The 23,623-nt window shown below is 41.1% G+C and carries 22 protein-coding genes and 1 pseudogene; 8 read left to right on the top strand and 15 right to left on the bottom strand.

Going from position 1 to position 23,623, the window contains the following annotated elements:
• Positions 1 to 37: 37 nt before the first annotated feature.
• The 7 genes from HMPREF0847_RS07325 to HMPREF0847_RS07295 all read left to right on the top strand — a co-directional run bounded on the left by HMPREF0847_RS07325 (position 38) and on the right by HMPREF0847_RS07295 (position 6,535).
• Complete coding sequence (locus tag HMPREF0847_RS07325) at positions 38 to 1,453, top strand: helix-turn-helix domain-containing protein (RefSeq protein WP_008809993.1); 1,416 nt, start codon at positions 38 to 40, stop codon at positions 1,451 to 1,453.
• A 318-nt stretch (positions 1,454 to 1,771) separates the two neighbouring features.
• Complete coding sequence (locus tag HMPREF0847_RS07320; protein ID WP_008809994.1) at positions 1,772 to 2,221, top strand: RNA polymerase sigma factor; 450 nt, start codon at positions 1,772 to 1,774, stop codon at positions 2,219 to 2,221.
• Positions 2,222 to 2,422: 201 nt separating this feature from the next.
• On the top strand, positions 2,423 to 3,028 hold the full coding sequence (locus HMPREF0847_RS07315; RefSeq protein WP_008809995.1) for a hypothetical protein: 606 nt from the start codon (positions 2,423 to 2,425) through the stop codon (positions 3,026 to 3,028).
• Between the two features lie 680 nt (positions 3,029 to 3,708).
• Positions 3,709 to 4,401, top strand: a complete 693-nt coding sequence (locus tag HMPREF0847_RS07310; protein ID WP_008809996.1) for a hypothetical protein — start codon at positions 3,709 to 3,711, stop codon at positions 4,399 to 4,401.
• Between the two features lie 15 nt (positions 4,402 to 4,416).
• Positions 4,417 to 5,124, top strand: a complete 708-nt coding sequence (locus HMPREF0847_RS07305) for a hypothetical protein (protein ID WP_008809997.1) — start codon at positions 4,417 to 4,419, stop codon at positions 5,122 to 5,124.
• A gap of 251 nt (positions 5,125 to 5,375) precedes the next feature.
• Positions 5,376 to 5,972: a TetR/AcrR family transcriptional regulator gene (locus HMPREF0847_RS07300; RefSeq protein WP_008809998.1), complete on the top strand. Its 597-nt coding sequence runs from the start codon at positions 5,376 to 5,378 to the stop codon at positions 5,970 to 5,972.
• Complete coding sequence (locus HMPREF0847_RS07295) at positions 5,969 to 6,535, top strand: NAD(P)H-dependent oxidoreductase (RefSeq protein ID WP_008809999.1); 567 nt, start codon at positions 5,969 to 5,971, stop codon at positions 6,533 to 6,535. Before HMPREF0847_RS07300 ends, HMPREF0847_RS07295 begins: the two co-directional genes overlap by 4 nt.
• 44 nt (positions 6,536 to 6,579) lie before the next feature.
• Here HMPREF0847_RS07295 and purB read toward each other — a convergent pair whose 3' ends face one another.
• The 10 genes and pseudogenes from purB to purD form a co-directional block, all read right to left on the bottom strand.
• Entirely contained in the window at positions 6,580 to 7,875 is a 1,296-nt protein-coding gene (gene purB, locus HMPREF0847_RS07290) for an adenylosuccinate lyase (protein WP_008810000.1), read from the bottom strand.
• An 18-nt stretch (positions 7,876 to 7,893) separates the two neighbouring features.
• Positions 7,894 to 8,736 carry a hypothetical protein gene (locus tag HMPREF0847_RS07285; RefSeq protein ID WP_008810001.1) on the bottom strand — a complete coding sequence of 281 codons (843 nt, stop codon included), beginning with the start codon at positions 8,734 to 8,736 and terminating at the stop codon, positions 7,894 to 7,896.
• Positions 8,737 to 8,766: 30 nt separating this feature from the next.
• Positions 8,767 to 8,916, bottom strand: a pseudogene (locus HMPREF0847_RS07280) (phosphoribosylaminoimidazole carboxylase); the annotation flags it as partial.
• Positions 8,917 to 9,025: 109 nt separating this feature from the next.
• On the bottom strand, positions 9,026 to 9,718 hold the full coding sequence (locus HMPREF0847_RS07275; RefSeq protein ID WP_008810003.1) for an aspartate/glutamate racemase family protein: 693 nt from the start codon (positions 9,716 to 9,718) through the stop codon (positions 9,026 to 9,028).
• A gap of 3 nt (positions 9,719 to 9,721) precedes the next feature.
• Entirely contained in the window at positions 9,722 to 9,949 is a 228-nt protein-coding gene (locus HMPREF0847_RS07270) for a hypothetical protein (protein ID WP_008810004.1), read from the bottom strand.
• An 8-nt stretch (positions 9,950 to 9,957) separates the two neighbouring features.
• A complete protein-coding gene (locus HMPREF0847_RS07265; RefSeq protein WP_020992758.1) occupies positions 9,958 to 10,908 on the bottom strand; it encodes a ketopantoate reductase family protein in 951 nt (316 codons plus the stop codon).
• Positions 10,909 to 12,000 (bottom strand): 5-(carboxyamino)imidazole ribonucleotide synthase, encoded by a 1,092-nt coding sequence (gene purK, locus HMPREF0847_RS07260; RefSeq protein WP_020992757.1) that lies wholly within the window; start codon positions 11,998 to 12,000, stop codon positions 10,909 to 10,911.
• Positions 11,987 to 12,475, bottom strand: coding sequence for a 5-(carboxyamino)imidazole ribonucleotide mutase (gene purE / locus HMPREF0847_RS07255; protein ID WP_008810007.1), 489 nt, complete (start codon positions 12,473 to 12,475; stop codon positions 11,987 to 11,989). Before purE ends, purK begins: the two co-directional genes overlap by 14 nt.
• A gap of 19 nt (positions 12,476 to 12,494) precedes the next feature.
• Positions 12,495 to 13,688, bottom strand: coding sequence for a carboxylate--amine ligase (locus HMPREF0847_RS07250; RefSeq protein ID WP_008810008.1), 1,194 nt, complete (start codon positions 13,686 to 13,688; stop codon positions 12,495 to 12,497).
• Between the two features lie 59 nt (positions 13,689 to 13,747).
• Positions 13,748 to 15,007, bottom strand: a complete 1,260-nt coding sequence (gene purD / locus HMPREF0847_RS07245; RefSeq protein WP_008810009.1) for a phosphoribosylamine--glycine ligase — start codon at positions 15,005 to 15,007, stop codon at positions 13,748 to 13,750.
• 245 nt (positions 15,008 to 15,252) lie between these two features.
• Here purD and HMPREF0847_RS07240 point away from each other — a divergent pair, with 245 nt between their 5' ends.
• A complete protein-coding gene (locus tag HMPREF0847_RS07240) occupies positions 15,253 to 16,902 on the top strand; it encodes a GBS Bsp-like repeat-containing protein (RefSeq protein ID WP_008810010.1) in 1,650 nt (549 codons plus the stop codon).
• Positions 16,903 to 17,019: 117 nt separating this feature from the next.
• On the opposite strand, the gene comB is transcribed toward HMPREF0847_RS07240, so the two are convergent.
• The 5 genes from comB to HMPREF0847_RS07215 all read right to left on the bottom strand — a co-directional run bounded on the left by comB (position 17,020) and on the right by HMPREF0847_RS07215 (position 23,592).
• Entirely contained in the window at positions 17,020 to 18,378 is a 1,359-nt protein-coding gene (gene comB / locus HMPREF0847_RS07235; RefSeq protein WP_008810011.1) for a competence pheromone export protein ComB, read from the bottom strand.
• A 9-nt stretch (positions 18,379 to 18,387) separates the two neighbouring features.
• Entirely contained in the window at positions 18,388 to 20,541 is a 2,154-nt protein-coding gene (comA, locus tag HMPREF0847_RS07230; protein WP_008810012.1) for a peptide cleavage/export ABC transporter ComA, read from the bottom strand.
• A gap of 453 nt (positions 20,542 to 20,994) precedes the next feature.
• The gene (rpsD, locus tag HMPREF0847_RS07225) at positions 20,995 to 21,606 is read right to left on the bottom strand and encodes a 30S ribosomal protein S4 (RefSeq protein WP_008810013.1); all 612 of its coding nucleotides are present in this window, start codon (positions 21,604 to 21,606) and stop codon (positions 20,995 to 20,997) included.
• Between the two features lie 265 nt (positions 21,607 to 21,871).
• Entirely contained in the window at positions 21,872 to 22,594 is a 723-nt protein-coding gene (locus HMPREF0847_RS07220) for an ABC transporter ATP-binding protein (protein WP_008810014.1), read from the bottom strand.
• On the bottom strand, positions 22,594 to 23,592 hold the full coding sequence (locus HMPREF0847_RS07215) for an ABC transporter substrate-binding protein (protein ID WP_012131061.1): 999 nt from the start codon (positions 23,590 to 23,592) through the stop codon (positions 22,594 to 22,596). The genes HMPREF0847_RS07220 and HMPREF0847_RS07215 overlap by 1 nt, the downstream gene beginning before the upstream one ends.
• Positions 23,593 to 23,623 lie beyond the last annotated feature (31 nt).

Genomic DNA, 23,623 nt, shown 5'->3' with positions numbered 1-23,623 from the left:
TACTTTCTACTTTTCCATGATTATAGGGGGATTATATATGAATTTTTTTGAAAAACATTATTCACAAAAAATATCTATCCGTATCAAAAACTTAAGAAAAAAATATAATTTTACACAAAGTGATCTAGGTAATGCAGGTCAAGTTAGTCAAGTTGAAAGTGGGAAGCGACCAATTACAAGTTCGATGTTAGTTTATTTAAATGCTCTAACCGCTTCGAGCTATACGTATATCGTTTTTGGAGAGTTAGATGAGTTTATTGAGAATCTGTTTCATTATTTTTTCAGTTCTATTTTATATAGAGATTTAGAGACTGTAGATGAAAATCTATATTCTTTCATGAGTGATGATTTAATTTCAATCCAATCAAGTTGTCTAAGTATTGCCAAGACATTTGCAAATTTCAATATTCAAAGAAAAAGATTTATGATTTCTACTGAAACTGAAATGGATACTTTTCACAAGAAAGATGACATTGATATCTGGGTTGGTGGAAAAAGTTATAACCTCGCTAGGAGTTTTAGGAATAATCCAATAAATGAATTAACTGTTATTGATTTTGAAGAAATGGCTGATATTCTTTTGTTGATGTTGAGAGATAAACTAATTAGGTCGTTTGAAATTAATGTCTGCAACACACTGTTCGAATTAGATAAAAATGGTGCACCGAAAACATTTAATCTAGATAAAATTGACTCAATAATCAACAAGTGGTGGTCTGAGAATGTCTCAACAGAGATAATACCCAACCTCATAAAAAAACTTAGAGAAAATCCCTTGTTTAATATCGGATTTATGGTAAATGATATATTAGAACGAATGTATAAAGAGAATATTCCAAAATCTTACCTTACATCCGTCCCGTTAGTTATTTCTCAAAAGGGAAGAACAACCTCTTCGTTTAGTATGACTGGTGGTCAACAAATAGATGAGGTAAAATTCAAACAGATATCTGAGGACTATATGAAATTACTCAGTCAAGGTAAGGATATCACAGAGTTATATCAAAAATATTCTAAAGAAGAGTTAGCAAATCTAGGCATTAATATTTATCAATCCAATGATATAGAAAGGACTGAGGAAAGAACTTTTGATGAAATTATCAGTTGGGTTTCCAACCCTTATGCAACAAGACCAATTCAAGAAAGGCACACTATTCAATTAGAGCCAACAAGATTTTCACTAGAGGATAAGAAAAGAATTGAAGAAGCTGCAGCTCAAGGACTAAGCGAAATCGACCTTATTGATTTAGTTGACCTATATGATATTAATTTAGACAATACAAGCGTCAATCGCCATATTGTGGGGTTATTGACTAATAACACCCAAGTAACATACTATTTCCAAGAACAATTAAACAAGGAATTACTCGCAATGGCTTCGGCTTTAGATAAAGTTCAACAAGCATTTATTAAACTATTAAGCGAAGAGGAAATACGAAAATTTGCTCTTTAGAGACTAGGTAAATCGCCTAGTCTTTTTTTGCGCTTCGTTTTACAAATTAGCCTATTAAAGTAAAAAATGAAGTAAAAAATAAAAGAACATTATGCTTTATACTGAGTACATCAAGAAAACTTCTTGATAAAAATATTAAATAGTCCTAATTGATGGCCATCAAATGGACGGATTGAAACAAATATGATGATATGACGACAATGGTCGAATTTTTCATTAAATTTTTTCGCCGTTTCTTTGGTGTGCCTTTTGTCATGCTTAGCGTTCAATAGCTCATATACGTTTCTTTCTGTCCAAGGACGGAAAGGAAGGCTCACTATGAGCAACAAAGTTAAAGAACGCCGAGAAGCTAAAATAGCAAAAGCAGTTGAGGCTGAAAACTGGAAAGAAGTTGACCGTCTCCTCCAACAAGAACAATATAACGCTGAACGCCGTGACCGTTATCATCATAAAAGAAGTCTCGAAGAGAATGTTTCTCGCAATGATGGGAAACAGCGTGAACGACATGATTTGGTTGCTAGTTGTGATTTGAATCCTGAAGAAGCCTTAGAACTAAAGGATTTAAAACAAGCTATTCATAAAGCCAAAGAAGTCTTACACCCGATTGACCGTGAAATTGTCGAAATGGTAGTTGAACAAGAATTAAGATATGTAGAAATAGCTCAATACATCTCCAAACATTATAAAAATATGACTCGTGTAACCGTCAAAAACCATTATCTTAAAGCACTTAAAGAATTAGCTCCCCTATTGGAAGACTATCGTTAATACCTACAGTCCAGTGTCACTTGGCACTGGATTATTTTTTACAGAACTTAAAAAAATTTCAAAAAAGCTTTACATTTAGCTCTCCCATTCTCCTTAGTAATAAGGAGGTAGTAAAACAAAGCAAATAATCAAGTCCAGCTCATGACAAAAACCGAGCCTGTCGCATTCACATTATTTTCTATAATACAGGAGGAATTGCCTATGACAACTAAAACCTACTTCATTAGAAGTTTCAATCTCATTTTATCAATATTGCTCAGCGCTCCTATCTTATACTTATTCAGCTACCTGTTCAAGTTTATTTCAGTTCAATTGTCTACTGTCACAATTATCAATTTGGAGACTATCGAAACAATTACAGATACAATGGCTTCGTTTGGTTATGGATTCGCTCTTGTCAGCCTCCTTCTAGCCTTATTATTGACTGGAATAGAAATTATCAATCGATTGAAAAAAGATAGCCTTTGGAACTATATCCAGTCTGTCCATCATACTTTTCTGTTACGACACTTCTTGTTCCAACGTGAACGAGTGCAAAAGGAAGGCAACCTTGAACACCAAACTGTTATCACTATCAATCCAATCTATAATGGATTTAACAAAGCTGTTCGTAAATGTGTCGTCGATATACGAAAAGATATCATCACTATTTTTCTAAAAGTTCCTAGAGACCAACAGGGACAGAAAATCCTAAAAGAGATGGAAGCACAACTGAAAGAAGAGATTGTCAGCCAACACAGCGATTATTATTTCTCTTCTCCTGTTCGAGTTCGTAACCAATTATGGTTCACGGGTCAAAAGCGTTAATCCTAGGGGCTGTGGCTTGCGAAGCAGGAGCCAAACAGCCCCTTTTTTTATACTCTGCTCCGCCATGACCTATTGGGGTTACTACGACCCCCAATAGGTCAATAATCAAAAAAATTTCTTCTCGAAAACTCCGATTTTTACCCTACCAATCTCCTAGTAGATAGAAATAAAAAGTGTAAAATGATGAATATGCAAGACTTATTTTAGAGCCTTAAAGCATCTACATGACTAGAAATCTTGTTTTTAAAGGACTTAACATCCCATAAAATTAATATCATTTAGGAGTGTTCCGTTATATTAGGCAGTAAATGGTCAGTGATAGAGTGTTTGAAAAAACGAAAAAGCTTATGAAATCAATATTTTATGGGCTTTTTTTGATTTTAACAAAATATCTGAATTTTATATTATCTATTCTAAACCGAAAAATTAATTTAAACTTTTATAATAGCTACAGTTTTTTGCTATTCAATTTATCTAGATAACAGAAATTCATCAATTTTTACTTTTAATGTAGATTCTAACTAGCTTAATTATAGGAATTACGCTATAATGAAGCCAAATAATGGCACATGTGGTGGCGAGATTATGTTTTATAAAACAAGACAGACTCATTTGGAATAATAAGGTAAAATCAAGGCCAAAAAAGTAATAAAAAATTATAACTAGAAAGGAGAATTACAATGTCTAGACAATGGAAGAAATTGATTCTTACTCTCTTCACTCTCCTAGCACTCTTCGTGATTGCTGGCTGCGGACAAAACCAAAAGACAGACAAAAATGTCGCTCAATCTGATCAGAAAACGGCCACCCTGTCTGGAGAATGGGAATCTGTAGACGAACTTGAATCGATTCAAAAAGTGTTCATTCCCAAAGGTATGAAGGGCATCACTTTTGCAAGATTCATTGAAGCTTTCAAAGACTTTAAAATGGCACTAAAAGTTGACGGAAATACTGTTAACCTAAGTTATGATTACGATGTCACACCTTTTGCAAAAGCCTTTTATTCAATTTACAGAGATAAAGATAAAACAACAGAAGCTGATTTCGTTAAAGAAGTTTATAAAGGCGAGTCAAGTTTTTCTGAAGAATTCAAACAATATAAAGTAAGCATGGATAATGACAGTGGCATTTTCAGATATTCTGCAACAGGAGATATTGATAAAAGCAAACAAACCATCTCATTTAAAGAAGGGTTGTCAATTCTTAATTCCTTCCCTGCTTCTGTAGGCGATAAATTAGATCCAGTCGTTTACAATTATGAGATCAAGGATGGTATTCTCTATCTCTATGCAGACGGTACCACCACAAAGGAAGGACTCCCTGCTCACTTTGAATTCCGTTTCAAACAAGTTCAAAAACAAGAGAAGAAATAGAAAGGAGAAGCAAAGATGTTTAAAAAATATATGAAAGCATTCTTAATCGCTTGTTGCTCTCTCTTTGTACTCACAGGATGCGGAAATAATTCTAACTCTAGCTCTAGCACTGCCAAAACCTCTACCCTTGATGGAAAATGGAAAGCTGTTGACTTTAGAAGTTCAGTTGAACGTAGTTTAGGCTATCAAGACTTTGATGAAGAAAAGGCTACGCGGCTAAGCTATTCTGACGGCTGGAAAGATCTAGCACCTACATTGAATATTTCTAACAATAAGGTTGAATTTGAATATACAGCTCCTATGCGAACTTGTCTCGGCAATTTCTACGATTACTACCTAAAGAAATACTCTGCGTCAACTATTTCTAAAGACGGTTTTATAAAGGCAAGATTTCGCAAGTTAAAAACAGATTTAGCAACTTATCAATCCCATATGAAATACACTACTTATGATTCTAACGACAATGATTACACGGTCCATTCTTTACTTAGAAATGGTAAGATCGATACTAAGAATCATACGATTACCTTCCCTGAAACACCAAATATTTTGCAATTAGTCGTACTTTCTATTGCAGATGTTAAAAATGAAAAAACGTACAACTATAGTATTGAAGGCGACATTCTTACATTGACTTTAGAATCACGAGATGAGGTAAATGATGTAACCGCCTATTTCAAAGTGAAATTCAAGAAAGTCCCAGAGACTAAAGATAAAGAATAAAAATCAAAAGACACCCTTTAGCACATTGAGCTAGGACTCAGAAGGGTGTCTTTTTATGCTCTCTTGTCTTACTACTAGTAATATGAACTTGTATCACAGCAACTTTTCATTTTTTAAAAGATAGGCAGCAAGAGGTTCATTGTAGATTTTAGATAGCGTGATAGTCTTGCCTATTTTTATTTGACAAGAAAAAGTAGACAGTGTATACTAAAGATAGATAAGTAGACAGTGTATACTTTTGAAGGAGATAAATGAAACGCAATACTGGCCAGCTGAAAGAACAACTCATTCAAACGGGGATTGCCGAAATCGGAAAACATGGGATTGAACAGCTCTCGCTCAGGACTGTTTCCAAGGCCTGTGGTGTAACTCACGGTACTCCATACCGCCATTTTGAGAGCAAGGAAGGCTACCTCAAGATCGTTTTGGCCCGGCTTTCGCTGTTTCTCAATCAGGAAATCAATGAAAATATTGACGCGACAGGTTCTGCGCGTGATCAGCTGACCCAGCTTGGACTTAATTTCATTATTTTTGCCAAGACCTACCCTTATTTTTTCGAAGCACTTTTTATCAAATTTCCTTTTAAATATATGAAGGTGACTCAGGACACCATTCTCTTGGAGTCTGACTTGCCTGGATTTGATAAATTTAAGGGGCTTGTTTTAAAACTTCGCAGGGAGGAAAATTTTAGCAATGGCGAAGCGGAAAGTCTTTTTCACTTTTGGAGCTTTATCACGGGTTTAGCCGTTCTGGCCAACAGTCCTATCGGACAAGACCTTGACCCTCAAGCTATCCAAAGCACGATCGAGCACATGCTTGACATTTATATCAATGGAGAACGATCATGAAAACCTTGATTATTTACGCTCACCCCAGCCCAACTGGCTTCAATGCTGCTATTCTCAAAGAAGTTCAAAGCAACCTTTCTACGAAGCACGAGGTGAAAACCTTGGACTTGTATGCTGAAAATTTTGACCCGATTTTGCGCTTTGACCAAGAACATAGACGCCGTGACCTGCATAAAGACCCTGAAATGGCCAAATACCGAGATTTGATTACTTGGGCAGACCACCTGATTTTCATTTTTCCTATCTGGTGGAGCGGTATGCCGGCCATTCTCAAAGGCTTTATCGACCGTGTCTTTGCGGCTGACTTTGCCTACTCTTATAAGAAAGTCGGCATGCAAGGCCACCTGCAAGGCAAGTCCGGCTGGATTATCGTCAGCCATAATACACCAGGTTTTGCCCTGCCTTTTGTCCAAGACTACGGCAAGGTACTTAAAAATCAAATCTTGAAACTTTGTGGAATTTCTCCAGTCAAACTGACCGAGCTCAACGGAGTAGAACGCAAAACAGACCAACAACGTCAAGAAATGCTCAAGAAAATCGGACAACTGGCCAGTCAAATTTAAGAACAAGCAAATAGGCACTTCCTAAGAAGCGCCTATTTCTATATTTAATCTAAGCCTACGCGTTTGAAGATTTCATCTACGCGCTTGGTGTAGTAAGTAGGATTGAAGATTTCATCAATCTCTTCCTGAGTCAGACGAGAAGTGACTTCTGGGTCCGCTTCAAGCAGAGGCTTGAAGTCCACTTGATTGTCCCAGGACTGGGCAGTCTTTGGCTGTACCAAGTCATAAGCCTGCTCCCGCGTCATGCCTTTTTCAATCAAGGTCAACATAGCCCGCTGGCTGAAGATGAGACCAAAGGTCGAGTTCATGTTGCGCTTCATGTTTTCTGGGAAGACGGTCAGGTTCTTGACGATATTACCAAAGCGGTTGAGCATGTAGTCGATGAGAATGGTCGTGTCCGGTGCGATAATCCGCTCAGCTGATGAGTGGGAAATGTCGCGCTCATGCCAGAGAGAGACATTCTCAAAGGCTGTCACCATGTGGCCGCGAATGACACGTGCCAGACCAGTCATATTTTCAGAGCCGATTGGATTGCGTTTGTGAGGCATAGCAGAACTGCCTTTTTGACCCTTGGCAAAGAACTCTTCGACTTCGCGCTGCTCAGACTTTTGCAGACCTCGGATCTCAGTTGCCATGCGCTCGATAGAAGTCGCAATCAAGGCTAGAGCTGAAAAGTATTCAGCGTGGAGGTCACGTGGCAAGACTTGAGTCGAGATCTCCTGCGAACGGATGCCTAATTTCTCACAGACATAACTTTCCACAAATGGCGGAATATTGGCAAAGTTCCCAACCGCACCAGAGATTTTCCCGGCTTCCACACCGGCAGCCGCAACCTCGAAACGCTCGATATTTCGCTTCATTTCGCTGTACCAAGTCGCGAGCTTAAGACCGAAAGTCGTCGGCTCCGCATGCACCCCGTGGGTACGACCCATCATTATGGTGAACTTGTGCTCCCGCGCCCGCTCTGCAATGATGTCGGTGAAGCGACGCAGATCCTCACGAATGATGTCATTGGCCTGCTTGTAGAGGTAGCCGTAGGCTGTATCCACCACGTCGGTCGAGGTCAGGCCATAGTGCACCCACTTGCGCTCTTCACCCAGCGTCTCAGAAACCGCCCGCGTGAAAGCCACTACATCGTGGCGCGTCTCCTGCTCAATCTCCAAGATGCGGTCAATATCAAAGCCAGCCTTTTCACGAATCAAGGCCACATCTTCCTTGGGAATCTCACCCAGCTCAGCCCAGGCCTCATCAGCCAGAATCTCTACCTCCAGCCAAGCCTTGTACTTATTTTCCTCAGTCCAAATGTTCGCCATTTCAGGGCGAGAGTAACGGTTGATCATTTTTAGTTCTCCTTATCCTTATTCTTTTGGTGAATACAAATCCTTATAAAACTTATCATTAAAAGATTTGAACTTATTATTCTGGCTATCCAGTTTACCCCTAAAATAAATATATTCTGGATCTTTACCTATTAAATCAGCAATATTTTTCGTGTTAGAGCGTTCTTTAATTCTCTCTACACTTGAGTATACCTTCGGATAATCGGAGCCTATAAACTCTATTTGAAGCATATCAGGATTGAAATCTGCAATAGAAACCCTTGCTAGACCATAAAATATTCTCTGTTTATCTTCCACAATTTGTCCTGTAGTATCCACAAAATACTCATTAAGGGAAATCAACTCGCCTTCTATTCTAATATTTCTTACATTATTATCAATTTGTGGATCTTCATAAAGTTCCACAAACGTAGCTACTGACGAAAATTGTCTATCCTGTAGTTGATTCCTAGAAATATTTGTTCTAGATGAACTTCTTGACTGCTCAGCAATATCAAGCGAACCAACAACTGTATCTCCAGTTACTCTCGCTTTACTCAATGACTTCTTAACAGATATTATTCCACCATCTGAAACTGTTCCTTTAGCTCCTATAAACTCCTTGCTCACCTGGTCCTTAACTTCTTGTGGCGATATGCAAGTACAACCTTCAACATGTAGTTCGTCGTTGTGAGATGGTTTAAAATAAAACCTTTTCCCATCTTTCTTTTTCCAGTTTGTACATGTTAAAGGAATTTGGCAATCTTTATCAATGCACCTAAAATTTTTTTCAAAATTTAATCTTCCTTCAAGGGAATACTTTTGCGCTATCAATGCATTAATAGTCTCTCTCAATTCTAAACTATACGCTCGCTCAACCATGACTTACGCTCCGTTTCACATTTAATAATAGTTATAAATCGCCAAATAATTTTCGGGATATTGACCAACTAGCTCTTCGTATTTAGCTTGTACCTTGTCATGGTCTGCACTTACAAACAAAACTTCAACAACTGCCCCAGTCTTATCCTTCTCAACAAATGCATTTACGATTATTTGAATCCTAGGCTTCACCTAAAAATCAATCCCTTCCCCAAACTCAATCACACTATCCGGCACATCACTGAACAAAATTACATGCCTAGCTTGCAGTTGCACTTGTCTTCTATGGTCACTTATTTACCGCCCACTCTGCTGCTTTCTCTGCATGAATCACCGTTGTGTCATAGAGTGGCAAGTCAGTGTCGGATTGCTTGACGAGGAGACCTATCTCGGTACAACCCAAGATAACAGCTTCTGCGCCAGCTTTTTTCAAATCATCTATAATGGTAAGATAAGTCTGCTTTGAGCTTTCTTTGATATCCCCTAGACAGAGTTCATCATAAATGATCCGATTGACCTCTGTAATACCAGCTTGGTCTGGAATCAGCACTTCTAACCCAGACTCTATTAATTTCTCCTTGTAAAAATCTTGGGTCATGGTGTACTTAGTCCCTAGAAGACCGACTTTTTGAATACCGTCAGCCAACAAGGCCTGCGCAGTTGCCTGTGCAATATGCAAGATTGGAATCGTAATCTTTTTTTGTATCTGCGGAGCAACCTTGTGCATGGTGTTGGTGCAAATAACAATGAAATCTGCACCTGCTTGCTCCAAGCGCTGAGCAACATCTGCCAAAAGTTGACCGCTTTTCTCCCAGTCTCCAACTGCCTGATAATGCTCAATCTCTGCAAAATCAACACTATAAAGTAGAATCTTAGCAGAATGCAGGCCACCCAGCTCTTTTTTGATGGTTTCATTAATAATTTGGTAGTAAGATGTGGTGCTTTCCCAACTCATGCCACCAATCAGACCGATAGTTTTCATAGGCTACTCAAACTCCTCCTTACTTATCGCCACCGACGGATAGTGTCCAAGTTCATTCAAGTTGGTATCCAGTGGTAAGTCGTAGATTACGAGATAGTTGTTAGGAAATTGAGCTATAAGTTCTTGGTACTTTTCTTGAACTTTGTCGTGATCAGCACTTGCAAAAACAACTTCCACAACAGCATTTTCCTTACTATCTTCTACAAATGCATTAACAATGATTTGAATCATAAAACTTCCTACAGCGAAATCCCCTTTATATTGGCTTCTAGAATAGGCATCTCAACACCCAACTCCTGACCTGTCAGATAGACACTTTGACAACAGTAAAAGATATCTTGTTTGTCATTATGCAAGGTCATGATTTTTCGGGTCAGCTCATTTTTCGCAAACATAGCTTTCATGGCCTTCCCTGCAATCCAAGCGGGAATTTTATAAGGCAAGAGTTCTGCTTTGTAAAGTTTCAAATTCACACCACGCACTTCTACGACTTTCAAAGCCTCTCGAATGGTCTTAATGGCTAATGATAATTCCGAAGAACTGTTCATCAAGTTCAAAGCCAATTTTTCTGGATTTTCTAGATTTCCCGAGCGTGCAGCTGTCGAGGTAACACCCGCATTAATCGCCATGTGAATCCAAATCCACTCGACCATATCATGGGGAACCTCCCACTTCAAATCTGCTGAAGTCAGCAAATCCGTCAAATCAGCATAATTGGGGATGTGTGCTTTTTTCTCCCCTTCTAACATTAAATGGTCGAACAAGACGCCATCTAAATGATCCTTATTCATATGACCACCAGCTGTAGGAAATGCGAGAATATAGTCATACTCCCCTGCCCATTTCTCTACTTCCTCTCGCGTATTCCAGAAATTACAGAAGAAAACGAGAGTTCCTTTAATCTGATTTTCTCGCAAGGTTTCCACGGCTTCTTTTACAAAACCATGACGCACACTGATAAAAATAAAATCATATTCCGCATGAGCTTCCGCCACATGAACCGCATAGGTATCCTGTTTATTTTCACCTTTGGAAACATAACGGCCATCTAGCAAATCAACTTTCAAAACGTCTGGTGCTGTACTTTTCTTACTTTCTCTCAGCACGTGCTCTACCTGATGACCTGCTTTTTGAAAAGCATAGGCATAAATGGTCCCGATAACCCCAAGACCTAAAATTGCTATTCTCACCTAAAAATCAATCCCTTCTCCAAACTCAACCACCTCATCTGGCACATCACTATACAATGTCACGTGTCCCATCTTGCGGTTGTGCTTTGCTTCTATTTTACCATACATATGAAGGTGGGCGCTTGGATTTTCTGCGACATATTTCTCAGCAGCCTCGACGTGTTGGCCGAGAACGTTGAGCATAACGGCTGGCGCATGCAGTTTGATAGCTGGCAATGGTGCTCCGAGAACACCCAAGATATGGGTATCAAACTGAGAAAATTCGCAGGCTTCGATAGAATAATGCCCCGAGTTGTGTGGCCGTGGGGCAATCTCATTGACAATGATGTCATCAGCTGTCGCAAACATTTCCACACAAAGGGTTCCATACAGCTTGAGCTGTTCTGCGATTCGCACTGCCATAGCTTTGGCCTTGTCAGCCAGACTTTCTGAAATGCGAGCTGGCACAATGGTTTTTGAAAGAATATTGTTACGGTGAATATTTTCCTGAACTGGGAAAACCGTAACTTCCTTGCCATTTCCTGACACGATGACAGAAATTTCAAGGTCAAAATTGACAAATTCTTCCAAAACGCAGTCTGCTGAATCGGCTAGCGCATAGGCTTCTGCTAAGTCTGCTTCTGAGCGAATGACCTTTTGCCCATGCCCATCGTAGCCACCAGTCGCAGTCTTGAGAACATGGTTTTTCGACAGGTCCATATCTGCCAAGTCTTGACTAGAAGTCACGACCTTGTAGGGTGCCACGGTGACTTGGGCCTTGTTTGAGAGAAAGTCCTTTTCAAAGATCCGATTTTGAGAAATGCGGAGTAGGTCCGTTCCTTGAGGGAGCTGACCATCCTTGATAACGGCATCCAAACCGTCCGCATCGACATTTTCAAACTCATAGGTCAGGACATCGCAACGTTCCGCCAACTGACGGAGGGCATCCACATCATTATAAGGGGCTACGATGATTTCTGCCACGCGAGAGGCAGGGCAACCCGCAGCAGGATCAAGCGCGATGACCTTGTGCCCCATGTAGATAGCAGAAATGGCCATCATCTGCCCCAGCTGGCCACCGCCGATAATTCCGATTGTTTTAGATGAGCTCATTTGTAGACTCCTCAGCGATTTTTCCTTGTTCTTCTGCAAAATCCGCCAAAGCTGTCGCAATGGCCTGGTCCTCTACTGAAAGAAGGCGGAGGGCAAAGAGAGCCGCATTTGTCGCTCCTGCTTCCCCAATAGCCATAGTTGCAACTGGCACACCGCCCGGCATCTGCACAATCGAATAAAGAGAGTCCAGACCGCTGAGCGCGCGTGATTTGACTGGTACACCGATGACAGGCAAGGTGGTTTTGGCTGCTACCATTCCTGGCAAATGGGCGGCACCACCAGCACCTGCAATAATGACTTTGATACCGCGACTGCGGGCTTCTTCGGCATGCTGAAACATGAGGTCTGGCGTGCGATGGGCAGAGACGACTTTCTTTTCGTAAGCAACACCGAAGCGATCCAGAACTTTAGCTGTTTTTTGCATGGTTGCCCAGTCGGATTTGGAGCCCATGATGATGGAAATAATTGGTTTCATATTTTCTCCTCTGAATAAACTAATTCTTTTGCTCAATATTTTTTACAGTGGCTGATTCAACACTATAATGTTTAACAGTCTGATTAACCAGATTTTCAACGCTCTTAGGTTTTATCAATAAACGAAGTATAATTGTCACAAGAGGTATAATGCTCGGCAAATCCTTCCAGACAGGTGTCAACACTTCTTCACTATCACGTCTTAAAAGCCAGTACTTTATTGTCTGCAATATTTTTCTTCTACTTTTCGTCTTCTCAGCTGTTCCAATAATCAAAGCCATCAGACTATGCGTCTCAACGCCTGCTTGACCAAGAATGACCTCAGATTTAGCATAGCTGTGACTAGCTAGTTCTATCATGATTTTTGGAAAATTAACTCCTGCTTTATAGGCGTTAGCAGGCTCTACCATTCTAGGATTACACTCTATATAGTAAAATTGGTCTCCCCTACGTATAAAATCTAGGGTTAGGCAACCATGCCATTGTATATATTGTCCTAATTTTTCAACATGATCTCTCGTTCTTTTAGATTCTATGCTTAATCTTGCCGCAGCCGAACCACCCGCGCCAGAACCTACTTTTACGCTAGAATGCACTGCGAGTAATTCTCCATGATCAAACACTGCTTGAACCTGACCATAGTCTCCAACTATGTCTTGCTGAACCATCCATTCCTCATCACTCGCTGTTAATTTGCTCGTCACTTCAGCCAAATCTTTCTTACTTGAAATCTTATAAACCGAGCGACCGGCAGTACCATAATCTGTTTTCAGCCAATAAGGATAGTCTAGCAGGATAGAGTCTGCATCTTTCACGTACTCCCACTTAGGTGTAGGCAGTCCTAACAAATCCGCAGTTTCAGCAAAAGCAATCTTTCCAGCCAACTTTTTAAATTGCTCTTTATCAGCAAGGGCGATTGGTAACGATCGAGGCAAAAATTGTTTCCCATTTGCCAATAACCAGCCTTCTTCATGTGTTGGCAAAATGGCCTTGTAATTGGTTTTATGAAGCAACTGACTAACCTGTCTCAGATAATCTACAGGAAAACGATTCACATCAACTATCGGAACTCTATGGGTTAGACGACTGAAGTATGCAATGGAAAATCTTCTAGGAGATAACACATCAATTTTATAGCCTTCTTTCAACAAAACTGTCAAAGTTTCTCGTGAGGTCAAGCTTGAACCTTCTAAAAATAGCAACCTATTTTTCATTTTTCAAACACCTGAAATCTATTTTTAAGTCTCACGGCTAAAAGTTTCATAGATTTGATTTACAAAGCCTTACCACCAATATCATGCCTATAAAAAAGTCCTGTTGTATCTTGTTTTTTTAGTTGGTCGTAGATTTTTTCCTGCGCAGCTGAGACGGTATCTGCTGTGGTGACCAGCATGTACACTCGGCCACCATTCGACAGCAGTGCTCTGCTATTTTCCGCAAATTTAGCCCCAGCATAGTAGGTGATGATGTCGCCGTCTGTCTTCTTTGGCAGAGGTAGGCCTTTCTCATAGTCCAGCGGGTATCCTTCTGAGGCGACAACCACGCCAAGGGTCACGCCTTCATCCAACCAAGTGATAACAGGCTCCTTCTTGTCCAAAATGTCCGTGATGTTCTGCGCAAAGTCAGACGTCAAGCGTGGCAGGATAATCTGGGTTTCTGGGTCACCAAAGCGCGAGTTGAACTCGATAACCTTAGGGCCATCGGCTGTCAGAATTAGCCCAGCGTAGAGCACGCCCAGATAAGGCCGTCCCTCAGCTATCATGCCTTTGAGAACGGGCTTAATAATCGACTCAACTGACTGGTCCACCACGCTTTGTGGCAGGTGAGGCACTGGCGCATAAGCTCCCATACCTCCTGTATTGGGACCCTTGTCCCCATCATAGGCCCGCTTGTGGTCTTGTGCTGTCGGCATGATGTAAAACTTGTCGCCATTGACAAAAGCAAAAAGGGAGAACTCTTCGCCGTCCAGGAACTCTTCGATAACCACGCGCGCACCGCTGTCGCCGAACTTATTGTCCAAGAGCATATCGTGAGCTGCCTCAACTGCCTGCTCCACGGTCTCCGCTACGACTACACCCTTGCCCAGAGCCAAGCCGTCCGCCTTGACCACGATAGGTGCTCCCTGCTTTTCGATATAGGCCTTGGCTTCCTCAAAGTCGGAAAATGTGCCATAGGCTGCTGTCGGCACACCGTATTTAACCATGATTTCCTTAGCAAAATCCTTGGACCACTCCAGCTCCGCTGCTAAACGAGATGGACCAAAAGTCTTGAGCCCAGCTTGGTTAAAATCATCTACAATTCCAGCTGCTAGGGCATCATCCGGACCGATAAAGGTCCAAGCAATATCATTCTCCTTGGCAAATTCTATCAGTTTAGAATGTTCGGAAATTCCAATATTTACTAAATCCAACCCATCCAAGGTCATGCCATCATTTCCAGGAGCGACAAACACCTGCTCCACATCCTTAGACTCCAATAACTTCTTGGCAATCGAATGCTCACGACCGCCTGAACCAACAACCAAAAGCTTCATAGCTAAGATACCTCAATATCCAATATCATAGGTGCTTATGCACCAAGCTAACACATCACGTAAAAATCATTGCCATTTTTACGAATTATTTATCTAAATTATATCACAATCGTTCGTTTTATGCCATTTGAAACGAAAGAAATATGCTAGAAGAACCTCTATAATTTCGAAACTTTGATTTTTCCAATAAATTTCCCGAATAATATAAGTGGAGTTTTCCAAAAAAAATATTGTAAAGGAGATGTATGAAAAAATACAAAAATTTCTTACTGCTTTCAGCAACCTTGTTGACCTCACTATCTGCTCCCTTAGCTGCAGCGAATGAGCAGTTTAGCCCATCCCAACTGACGGCTATGACCAGCGAAGTTTCCGTTCAGCTTGAAGGACAAACGGCGATTGTTCAGTACCAGCCGACCGCTGCGCAAGAAGCTTATCCCATCCAACATGCTGTCTGGTCTGAGGAGGGTGGCCAAGACGATATTGTCTGGTATTCAGCTAATCAAGGCACGGCCAGGATTGACTTGTCTCAGCACAAGGGCCAGGGCAAATTTCACATCGAGACTTATCTCAATGTGAATGGTGTTAAATACCACTTGAGTAGTAAATCGATCTTTCTAAACAAGCCGGTTCAATCAGCCGAAAAAAATGTCCCTGAACAGCAAAATAGCACTTCGTCTAACAATGCCACACCTCAAGCACCGGCTGAGCCAAAACCAACTAACCCAGCACCTACTCCAGCTCCGGCCCCCGCGACCAATAGAGTTGAAAATCCTCGGAACTCCTATCAAAAAGTCGAAGATCGAAACAAATCTCTTCCTCCTCAAAAAGTAGCTGACCCAAAGGCGACGCCCCCTCAGGCAAAGCCAAGCAATAACAAACCTCTGCAAGCTTCAACTGCCAGAGTACCGGCAGAACCTGTCAGAGACAGCAAACCACTCATCAGTATTACCAACATTAATAAGGAAAATGGAACCTATACCGTAAGGGTCCAAGAAAGTCCTTATTCCAAGAGAATTAAAAGTGTACAGGTACCTATTTGGAGCACCGCAAATCAAAGCAATCTTAAATGGTATGAGGCTTCAAAAACAGGCAACGGAAGCTTTTCCGTTCAATTCGATATCCGAAATCACCAGCAGATTTACGGCAACTATATCAATCACGTCTATATTACCTATGAAGACGGTAGCCGAATTGGCTATGTCGCTGAAAATGTCAATCTTCCTCAGCCAGCACCCCAACCACTAACTCCGAGTCTGCAAGTGGTCCATAAAGGTCAATCAAACTATCAAGTTATCTTACAAAATAGTTTCGGTGACGGCCATATTCTCTTCCCCATCTGGTCAGATACTAATGGCCAAGACGACCTCCGCTGGTATACAGCCAACTCTCTTGGTAATGGGCGCTATTCGTTAGATTTCAACGCCAATAATCATATCGGTGACGGTCTCTATCATGTCCATGTCTATCGACAATCTGGTGGGAAAGTAACTGGGGTCATGGCCTCTAATTTTCAAGTAACACGCCCAACAGTAGCTGTGAGAAAACCTCTTAACCATACAAGCGACCCAAGTAACACCTACCCTATTGGCGAATGTACATGGGGCGCCAAGGCTCTCGCTCCTTGGGCAGGAAACTGGTGGGGAAATGGTGGAGACTGGGCAGACAGTGCCCGCCGAGCAGGATTCCGTGTAGGATCCACACCTCAGGTAGGAGCTATTGCCTGCTGGACTGATGGTGGATACGGACATGTCGGCGTCGTCACGCATGTTGATTCACATAAGCGTATCCAAATTCAGGAATCCAACTACGCTGGACAGCGCTATATCGCTAATTTCCGTGGCTGGTTTGACCCAACCATCGCTCAGGGCACGGTTTCCTATATCTACCCAAATTAACCCTATCATTTAGCACCTCCCTTATTTCGGAGGGCTTTTTTATATTACTGTAAAACATCCAGCTAAGCACAAAAAAGGGCTTTCGCCCATCTTTTATCATAAACTAAACTGCGTTCTTCAACCAAGATTAAAAAACTTCTCCATATAATAGCTGAAATAAGTCTTTTGCCCAGTTACCATGACGAATTTACCTTCCAAGCCATAGCGGAGCTTCTTAGCTTGATCTTTACTAACAGCCATTTCGCATTCTACTTTAAAGAAATTTCCTTGCTTGGTCTGAGTAGCATTGGCGTCAATACTGGAAATTTGGGATGTCAAAATCATTTGTTTGTTAGCGTCATCAGCAGTAATAAAGCGCACCTTGTCTCCATTTTTAATAGTAGATACATCCTTGGAAGAAACATATGTGACAATTTTGATTTTTCTTTCATTAGTGATTTTGGGGTAAATCTGAGCCAAAGCAGTTCCTTCTGCCACCAGAGTAGATCCTTGTACTTCTGGATTTAAGTGAAGCAAGCCATCCATTTCAGCCAAAATCTGACCTCGCTTAGAGACTGTTTCTTGAAGTTTAAGATTGCTCTCGGCTTCCAAAATTTGCTGAGTCAGAGTGGTCAATTCTTGTCCTACCTTGACCAGATACTGGGCTTTCAGTGAAGCTAACTGACTGGATAAATTGCTAGCATAGGCTTGTTGGGCGCCTGCACCAGCATATTGGACACGATAAGTCGCAGCTGTTGCTTCTAATTGAGAGATTTGCCCATCTAATTGAGCTACAATCTGACTTTGAGCTGTAGTCTTATCCTCTGCCAAACTCAACTGATCACGATAGGACTGATACAAGGAGTAAAGAGGGTGCGATGCATCTATACCTACCCCACTTTGAATGGCATTTTTCAAGTTTCGATAGTCATTTAGTTTGCTATCCACATCACTGATAACACCGCCCAGTTCCGCCTGAGACTGACTGGCCGCTGCATTTTGTGAAGCAATCGTAGCATTTTGCTGATTCACAGAACTAGTCATACTCGCTACTTGATTCTGGTAGTCTTTAAAGCTTTGTTCATAGCCATAACTATCTGGTTCAGTGAATTGATTACGCCCGCTTTCTAAACTGGAACGCAAAGTTTCTAGTTTGCCCTTTTGATCTTTGAGTAAGTCAAGTTGGCTGGAAAACTTCTGTTCCTGAGCCCCCTCTCCTTCTACTGCATACTGGATTAGCAGGTCCCCTTTTTTGACCTCCTTGTTTTCTGACAAATGATTCGCAATGATAGGCTGGTTACTAGTCGACTGAATCTGAGCTAGCACTCGGCTAGCTTCTACAGAAGCACGGCTAGAAATCGTAATTTCCTTTTTAGCCAGCATGGAAAAGCCAACTAGAAATACTAGTAAAATAAGACTTGGCACAATTAAACAACTAGCAAAATTATGATAACGTTTCTGATAAAACTCTGCACTTTCTAAAAATTGTTCATTCATATTTTCTCCCTAACTATTGACCAAATGGTGGTAAAAGCCTTCTCTTTCGATCAGCTCCTTATGACTTCCACTCTCGACAATCCTACCTTGATCCAAAACAACCACCTGCTCCGAACGTTCCGCAATAGTCAAACGATGCGCAATAAAAATAATCGTCTTATCAAGCGCCATCAGATTATCAATGATCCGCTTCTCCGTTAGAATATCCAGACTACTTGTTGCTTCATCCAAGATAAGCACTGGCGCATCTGTCAAGAGCGCCCTTGCTAGAGCAATACGCTGACGTTGACCACCCGAGATTCCTGCACCATCTGCAGACAACTCTGTCTGATAATTGAGGGGCATCTGCTCAATATCCGACCTAATTTCCGCCAACTCTACCGCCCGCAGAATATCTTCTTGAGTCGTGCCTTCACGCGCGCCTAAGAGTAAATTTTCCAAAATAGTTCCATTAAAAACATAAGGTTGCTGGGGAAGATAGTTGATATATTGGCGCAGTGCCTGCTTATCCAGCTGATTGAGATTGACTCCACCCAGACAAATATCTCCTTGATTTGGTGCGTAGAAATGCACCATCATCTTGGCTAAGGTTGTTTTTCCTGAACCGGATACACCAACAAAGCTGGTCTTACTTCCAGCAGGAATATGCAAGTCAATTTCTGACAATACATTGGCCCCATAGCCATACTTATAACTGACTCCACGAAAATCAATGTCAGCCTGAAAGTGGCTCAAGTCTTTAATAAGCTTCTCTTCTTCAAATTCAGACTGGACTAAATAGACCTCATTGAGACGCTCATTGGCCACTCGTGCAGACTGTAACTTCGTTTGCAGATTGATAATATTTTCTAAAGGATTAGTAAAGTAGACTAGAAGTGTGTTATAAGTAATGAGCTGACCAAGGCTGATTTTTTGATCCATGACAAGTGTAGCTCCTAGCCATAAAATCAAGACGTTTAAAATCAAACGAGCTGCTGCTTTCAAGACTTTTTGTAGGCTCTCAGAACGCCCGTAAGCAAAAGACTTTTTCAGATAAGTCACAAATTCCTTGTCAATCTTCTGATAACGTTGTTTTTCGCTGGTCAAAGACTTGATCGTTTCAATCCCATTGATATCTTCAATGATGGAAGACGACAACAGACTGTTTGCTTCCATCGTCTCATGATTCATCTTTTCAAAAGGTTTCATAAAGAGAAAAATAATGAGAGCGTAAACTGGGATTCCTAGCAAGGTCAAAAAGAAAAGACTGCTATTTTGTGAAAAAAGAACAATTGCAATGATCGACACAATCGATACATCCAAGAAAATAGACAAGATTGTACTGGCCAAGGCATCAATAATCCGATTGGCGTCCGTAAAACGAGAGACGATTTCTCCTGTCCGCCTTGTCGCAAAAAATGACATAGGTAGCTGAAAAACATGCTTGATATAGGATAAGATCACATCAATCGATAGGCGCTGCCCTAAAACCAAAAGCAAATATTCTTGGGCGTAAGACAAAAATTGCTGCAAAATATAGACAATAATCAAGCCGATAGAAATCATACCCAGCGTCGTTTTCATATGATCAGGCACATAAGTATCAATAATCGATTGAAGGTAGTAGGATCCAACAATATTGATTACCGTTACCAGCAAAGTTGCAAGTACAATATTAGCAATCAATCCCTTCTGCTTGATCAATAAGGGAATGAAATCTAAAAGCCCATTTTTCTTTTCCTGACTAGGCTTATAGGCCGGACTAGGAGCCAGGAAAATGGTAATTCCTGTCCACTCCTGTTCGAAACGCTCTCGCGAAATCTTTGTCATCTTAACTTGAGGATCTGGGTCTGCAATATGAATCGTGTGTTTATCTTGTCCCGTTACAACATAATAATGCAGAAGCTTCCCATCCTTAAGGATATGCGCTATAAAAGGATAAGAGACCTCTTCCAGATCAAATAAGCTCATATCTGCTTTAAAAGCTCGCGTCTCAAAGTTCAGTCCTTCAGCAACTTTTACCAAACCCAAAGCAGTTGTCCCATCATTAGTCGTTTTTGCCTTTTCTCGTAGTGTAGCCAAGGAAAAATACGATCCATAATAACCAAAAATCATAGCCAGAGCTGCAACACCGCAATCCCTAGTGTCAACTTGTGCTCTGTAATGCTGTTTCCTAAATTTCATTAAAACCATTTCTCCATATGCATTTATACTTGATGAATTTATGATAATAAAAAAACCTACCTGAATGATAGTCTATTGGCGACTTGCCAAACTTTTTTTCTCAGATGTTCCTCATTTTTAATTGCTCTTTTTTAAAATGTCATGAGCTTTTTGTCAGATGACAGCTGGCTTTCTCACTAGATTCTTAAAAATCACTCCGGCATGACTCGACTCCTAACACATTTATCAGCTAATGGAAATGCTTCTTAAACATCCATTTATAGGTAACCTCACCTTACCCATGACTATGGATACATACCTCTCAAAAGAGAACCCAAAAAGCCGTATCTTTCTACGAAACGGCACTAAAAGCACTCTAAGGGGAGCAAAAAGGGGAACAAACCCAGGAATCAAGGATTTAAGACAAAACAAAAAGCCCACTGTAGTAGGCTTTTCGTAAGATATATCTTAAAATTAAAGCATTTTGTTGTAGAATTCAACGACAAGTGCTTCGTTGATTTCTGGGTTGATTTCATCGCGTTCTGGCAAGCGAGTCAGTGAACCTTCTAATTTTTCAGCATCAAATGATACGAATGCTGGACGTCCAAGAGTTGCTTCAACAGCTTCAAGGATTGCAGGCACTTTCAATGATTTTTCACGAACTGAGATCACTTGACCTGGAGTTACGCGGTATGATGGGATATCAACGCGTTTGCCGTCAACAAGGATGTGACCGTGGTTTACGAATTGACGAGCTTGACGACGAGTAGTCGCAAGACCAAGACGGTAAACAACGTTATCCAAACGACGTTCCAAAAGAAGCATGAAGTTAAAACCAAGAATTCCTTCTTTGATCTTAGTAGCTTGAACGAACAAGTTACGGAATTGTTTTTCACCTACACCGTAAGTGAAACGAAGTTTTTGTTTTTCAGCCAATTGCAAACCATATTCTGACAATTTGCTGCGGTTGTTTGGTCCATGTTGACCAGGTACATAGTTACGGCGAGCCAATTCTTTACCTGTACCAGTAAGAGAAAGACCCAAACGACGAGCTTGTTTCCAAGATGGTCCTGTATAACGTGACATGTGTATGTCCTCCTGATATAAATAATATTTCGGTGGAAATAGTCACTTAGAAAGCCCTGATTCGTGCAGATGCCCTTCGCCTAAACAGCCAAGGTTACTTGTCATAAGACACCTGTTGACGAGCTTCATGCTTTCCTGCTGCTATTTCACACAAAGGCTATTGTACCATGAATAAAGTCAAAAGTAAAGGGCCTCATACAAAAAATCAAGCCAAAAGGCTTGATTGAGGTTGTTTCTTGAAAGTAAAGGAATTCAGGTGGCTACTTCACACTCCCAAAATCTTCAAAATCTCCTGCTTGTATCGCAGCTTCTGCAGTTCTTTATCCTCGCTGTCTGACCAGATAAGCTGGAGATTCGCAACGATTTGCCCTGGACGATTTTTCAGAATATAGATATGATCACTGAGAGCCAGAGCCTCCTCAATGCTATGCGTGATGAGAAGAGTCGTCAGACCCAGCCTACGATGAATGTCCAGATACCAAGCGTGCAGCTCCATCTTGGTCAGCTCATCCAAAGCACTAAAAGCCTCGTCTAGAAGAAATAGCTTGTGGCCGAACATATAGGTCCGTAACAGAGCCACGCGCTGCCGCATCCCCCCACTCAGCTCATGTGGATACTTGTCTGCCACATCAAAGAGCCCGAACTCCTTCAAAATCTGAGTTGCCTGCTCCATCGCTTCCTTTTTGGATACTTTTCGGATTAATAGGGGCAAGATGACATTACCCAGCACCGTCTTATGCTCCAGCAACAAGTCCTTCTGTAGCATATAACTCACCTGACCCTTAGGATTTTCCTGCCCATCTAGGACAATCCTGCCCGACTGGACCTCCAAAATCCCAGCAATGAGGTTAAAAAGAGTCGATTTCCCAACGCCACTAGGACCCAAGATTGCCACTACTTGGCTAGCTTCCACCTCTAGGTTGATATCTTTTAAAATTTGCTGTTCATCATAAGCATAGCTTATATTTTCAAGTTTAATTACTGTCATTATTTTATATAATCGTTGCTAAATCCCTTGTCACTCAAGTCATTTTTTACAAGACCGTTATCCTTGGCCCATTTGTAAAAGGCATTCCAACGGCTAGCCTCAAACTGACCCCACTTATCCTTATCTGATGCATATTGCTCAGACAGATATTTCTGAGAAGCCAAGACAAAGTCACGTTTGTTTTTTAGCTCTGGTGCATTCTTAATTAAAATGTCTGCTGCTTCTTCAGGGTGCTCCATAGCATATTGGTAGCCTTTTTTAATAGCTTGCAAGACCTTTTTTGCCTCGTCCGGATTCTTCTTCAGATAGTCATTATTAGCAATGATGACTGGAGAATAATAGTCGAACTCCTTGACATAGTCCTTCATATAAAAGAAATTAGTGTCCATGCCCTGAGTCTGTGCCATGATACCATCCCAGCCATGATAAATCCATGCCGCATCAAACAAACCATTTTCAATTGGTGTGATAGAGTTGGAATCGTTATTTGGAACCTTCTCTACATCATCAAACTTGCTACCTTGGCTTTCTACCAATGTCTTCAGCATGCCCAACTCCACAGGGTCATTCCAGGTGCCATATTTCTTCCCAGCCAGATCCTTGGGACCATTAATCCCTGCAGATTTCTTAGAAATGATACCTGAAGTATTGTGTTCTACAATAGCCGCAACAGCTGTGATTTCTGCGCCCTTATCCAGTTTTTTAGCCATAGAATCTTGGAAATAAATTCCAAAAGGAGCCTTGCCATTAATAATCAGGTCAGAAGTGCTATCTTCTGGTGGCAACTTAATATCAACATCCACACCTGCTTCCTTAAAGTAACCCTTCTCCTTAGCTACATAAAGCCCTGTATGATTGGTATTGGGTGACCAATCCAGAATAAAATCAATCTTTTTGTCCTTGCTCTCAGACGTAGATTTCGACTGACCGCAGGCCGCTAGACCAAAGAGTGATACTGCAGCCAAACCTGCAAGGAACAATTTACAACTTTTTTTCATCATAATCCTCTTTTCTTTTTTGGAAAATAGC

It is taken from the genome of Streptococcus sp. 2_1_36FAA, from assembly GCF_000161955.2.
Lineage (GTDB): Bacteria > Bacillota > Bacilli > Lactobacillales > Streptococcaceae > Streptococcus > Streptococcus gordonii.
Note: the sequence above shows the minus strand (reverse complement) of the source record. Positions and strands in the feature narration are given on the sequence as shown.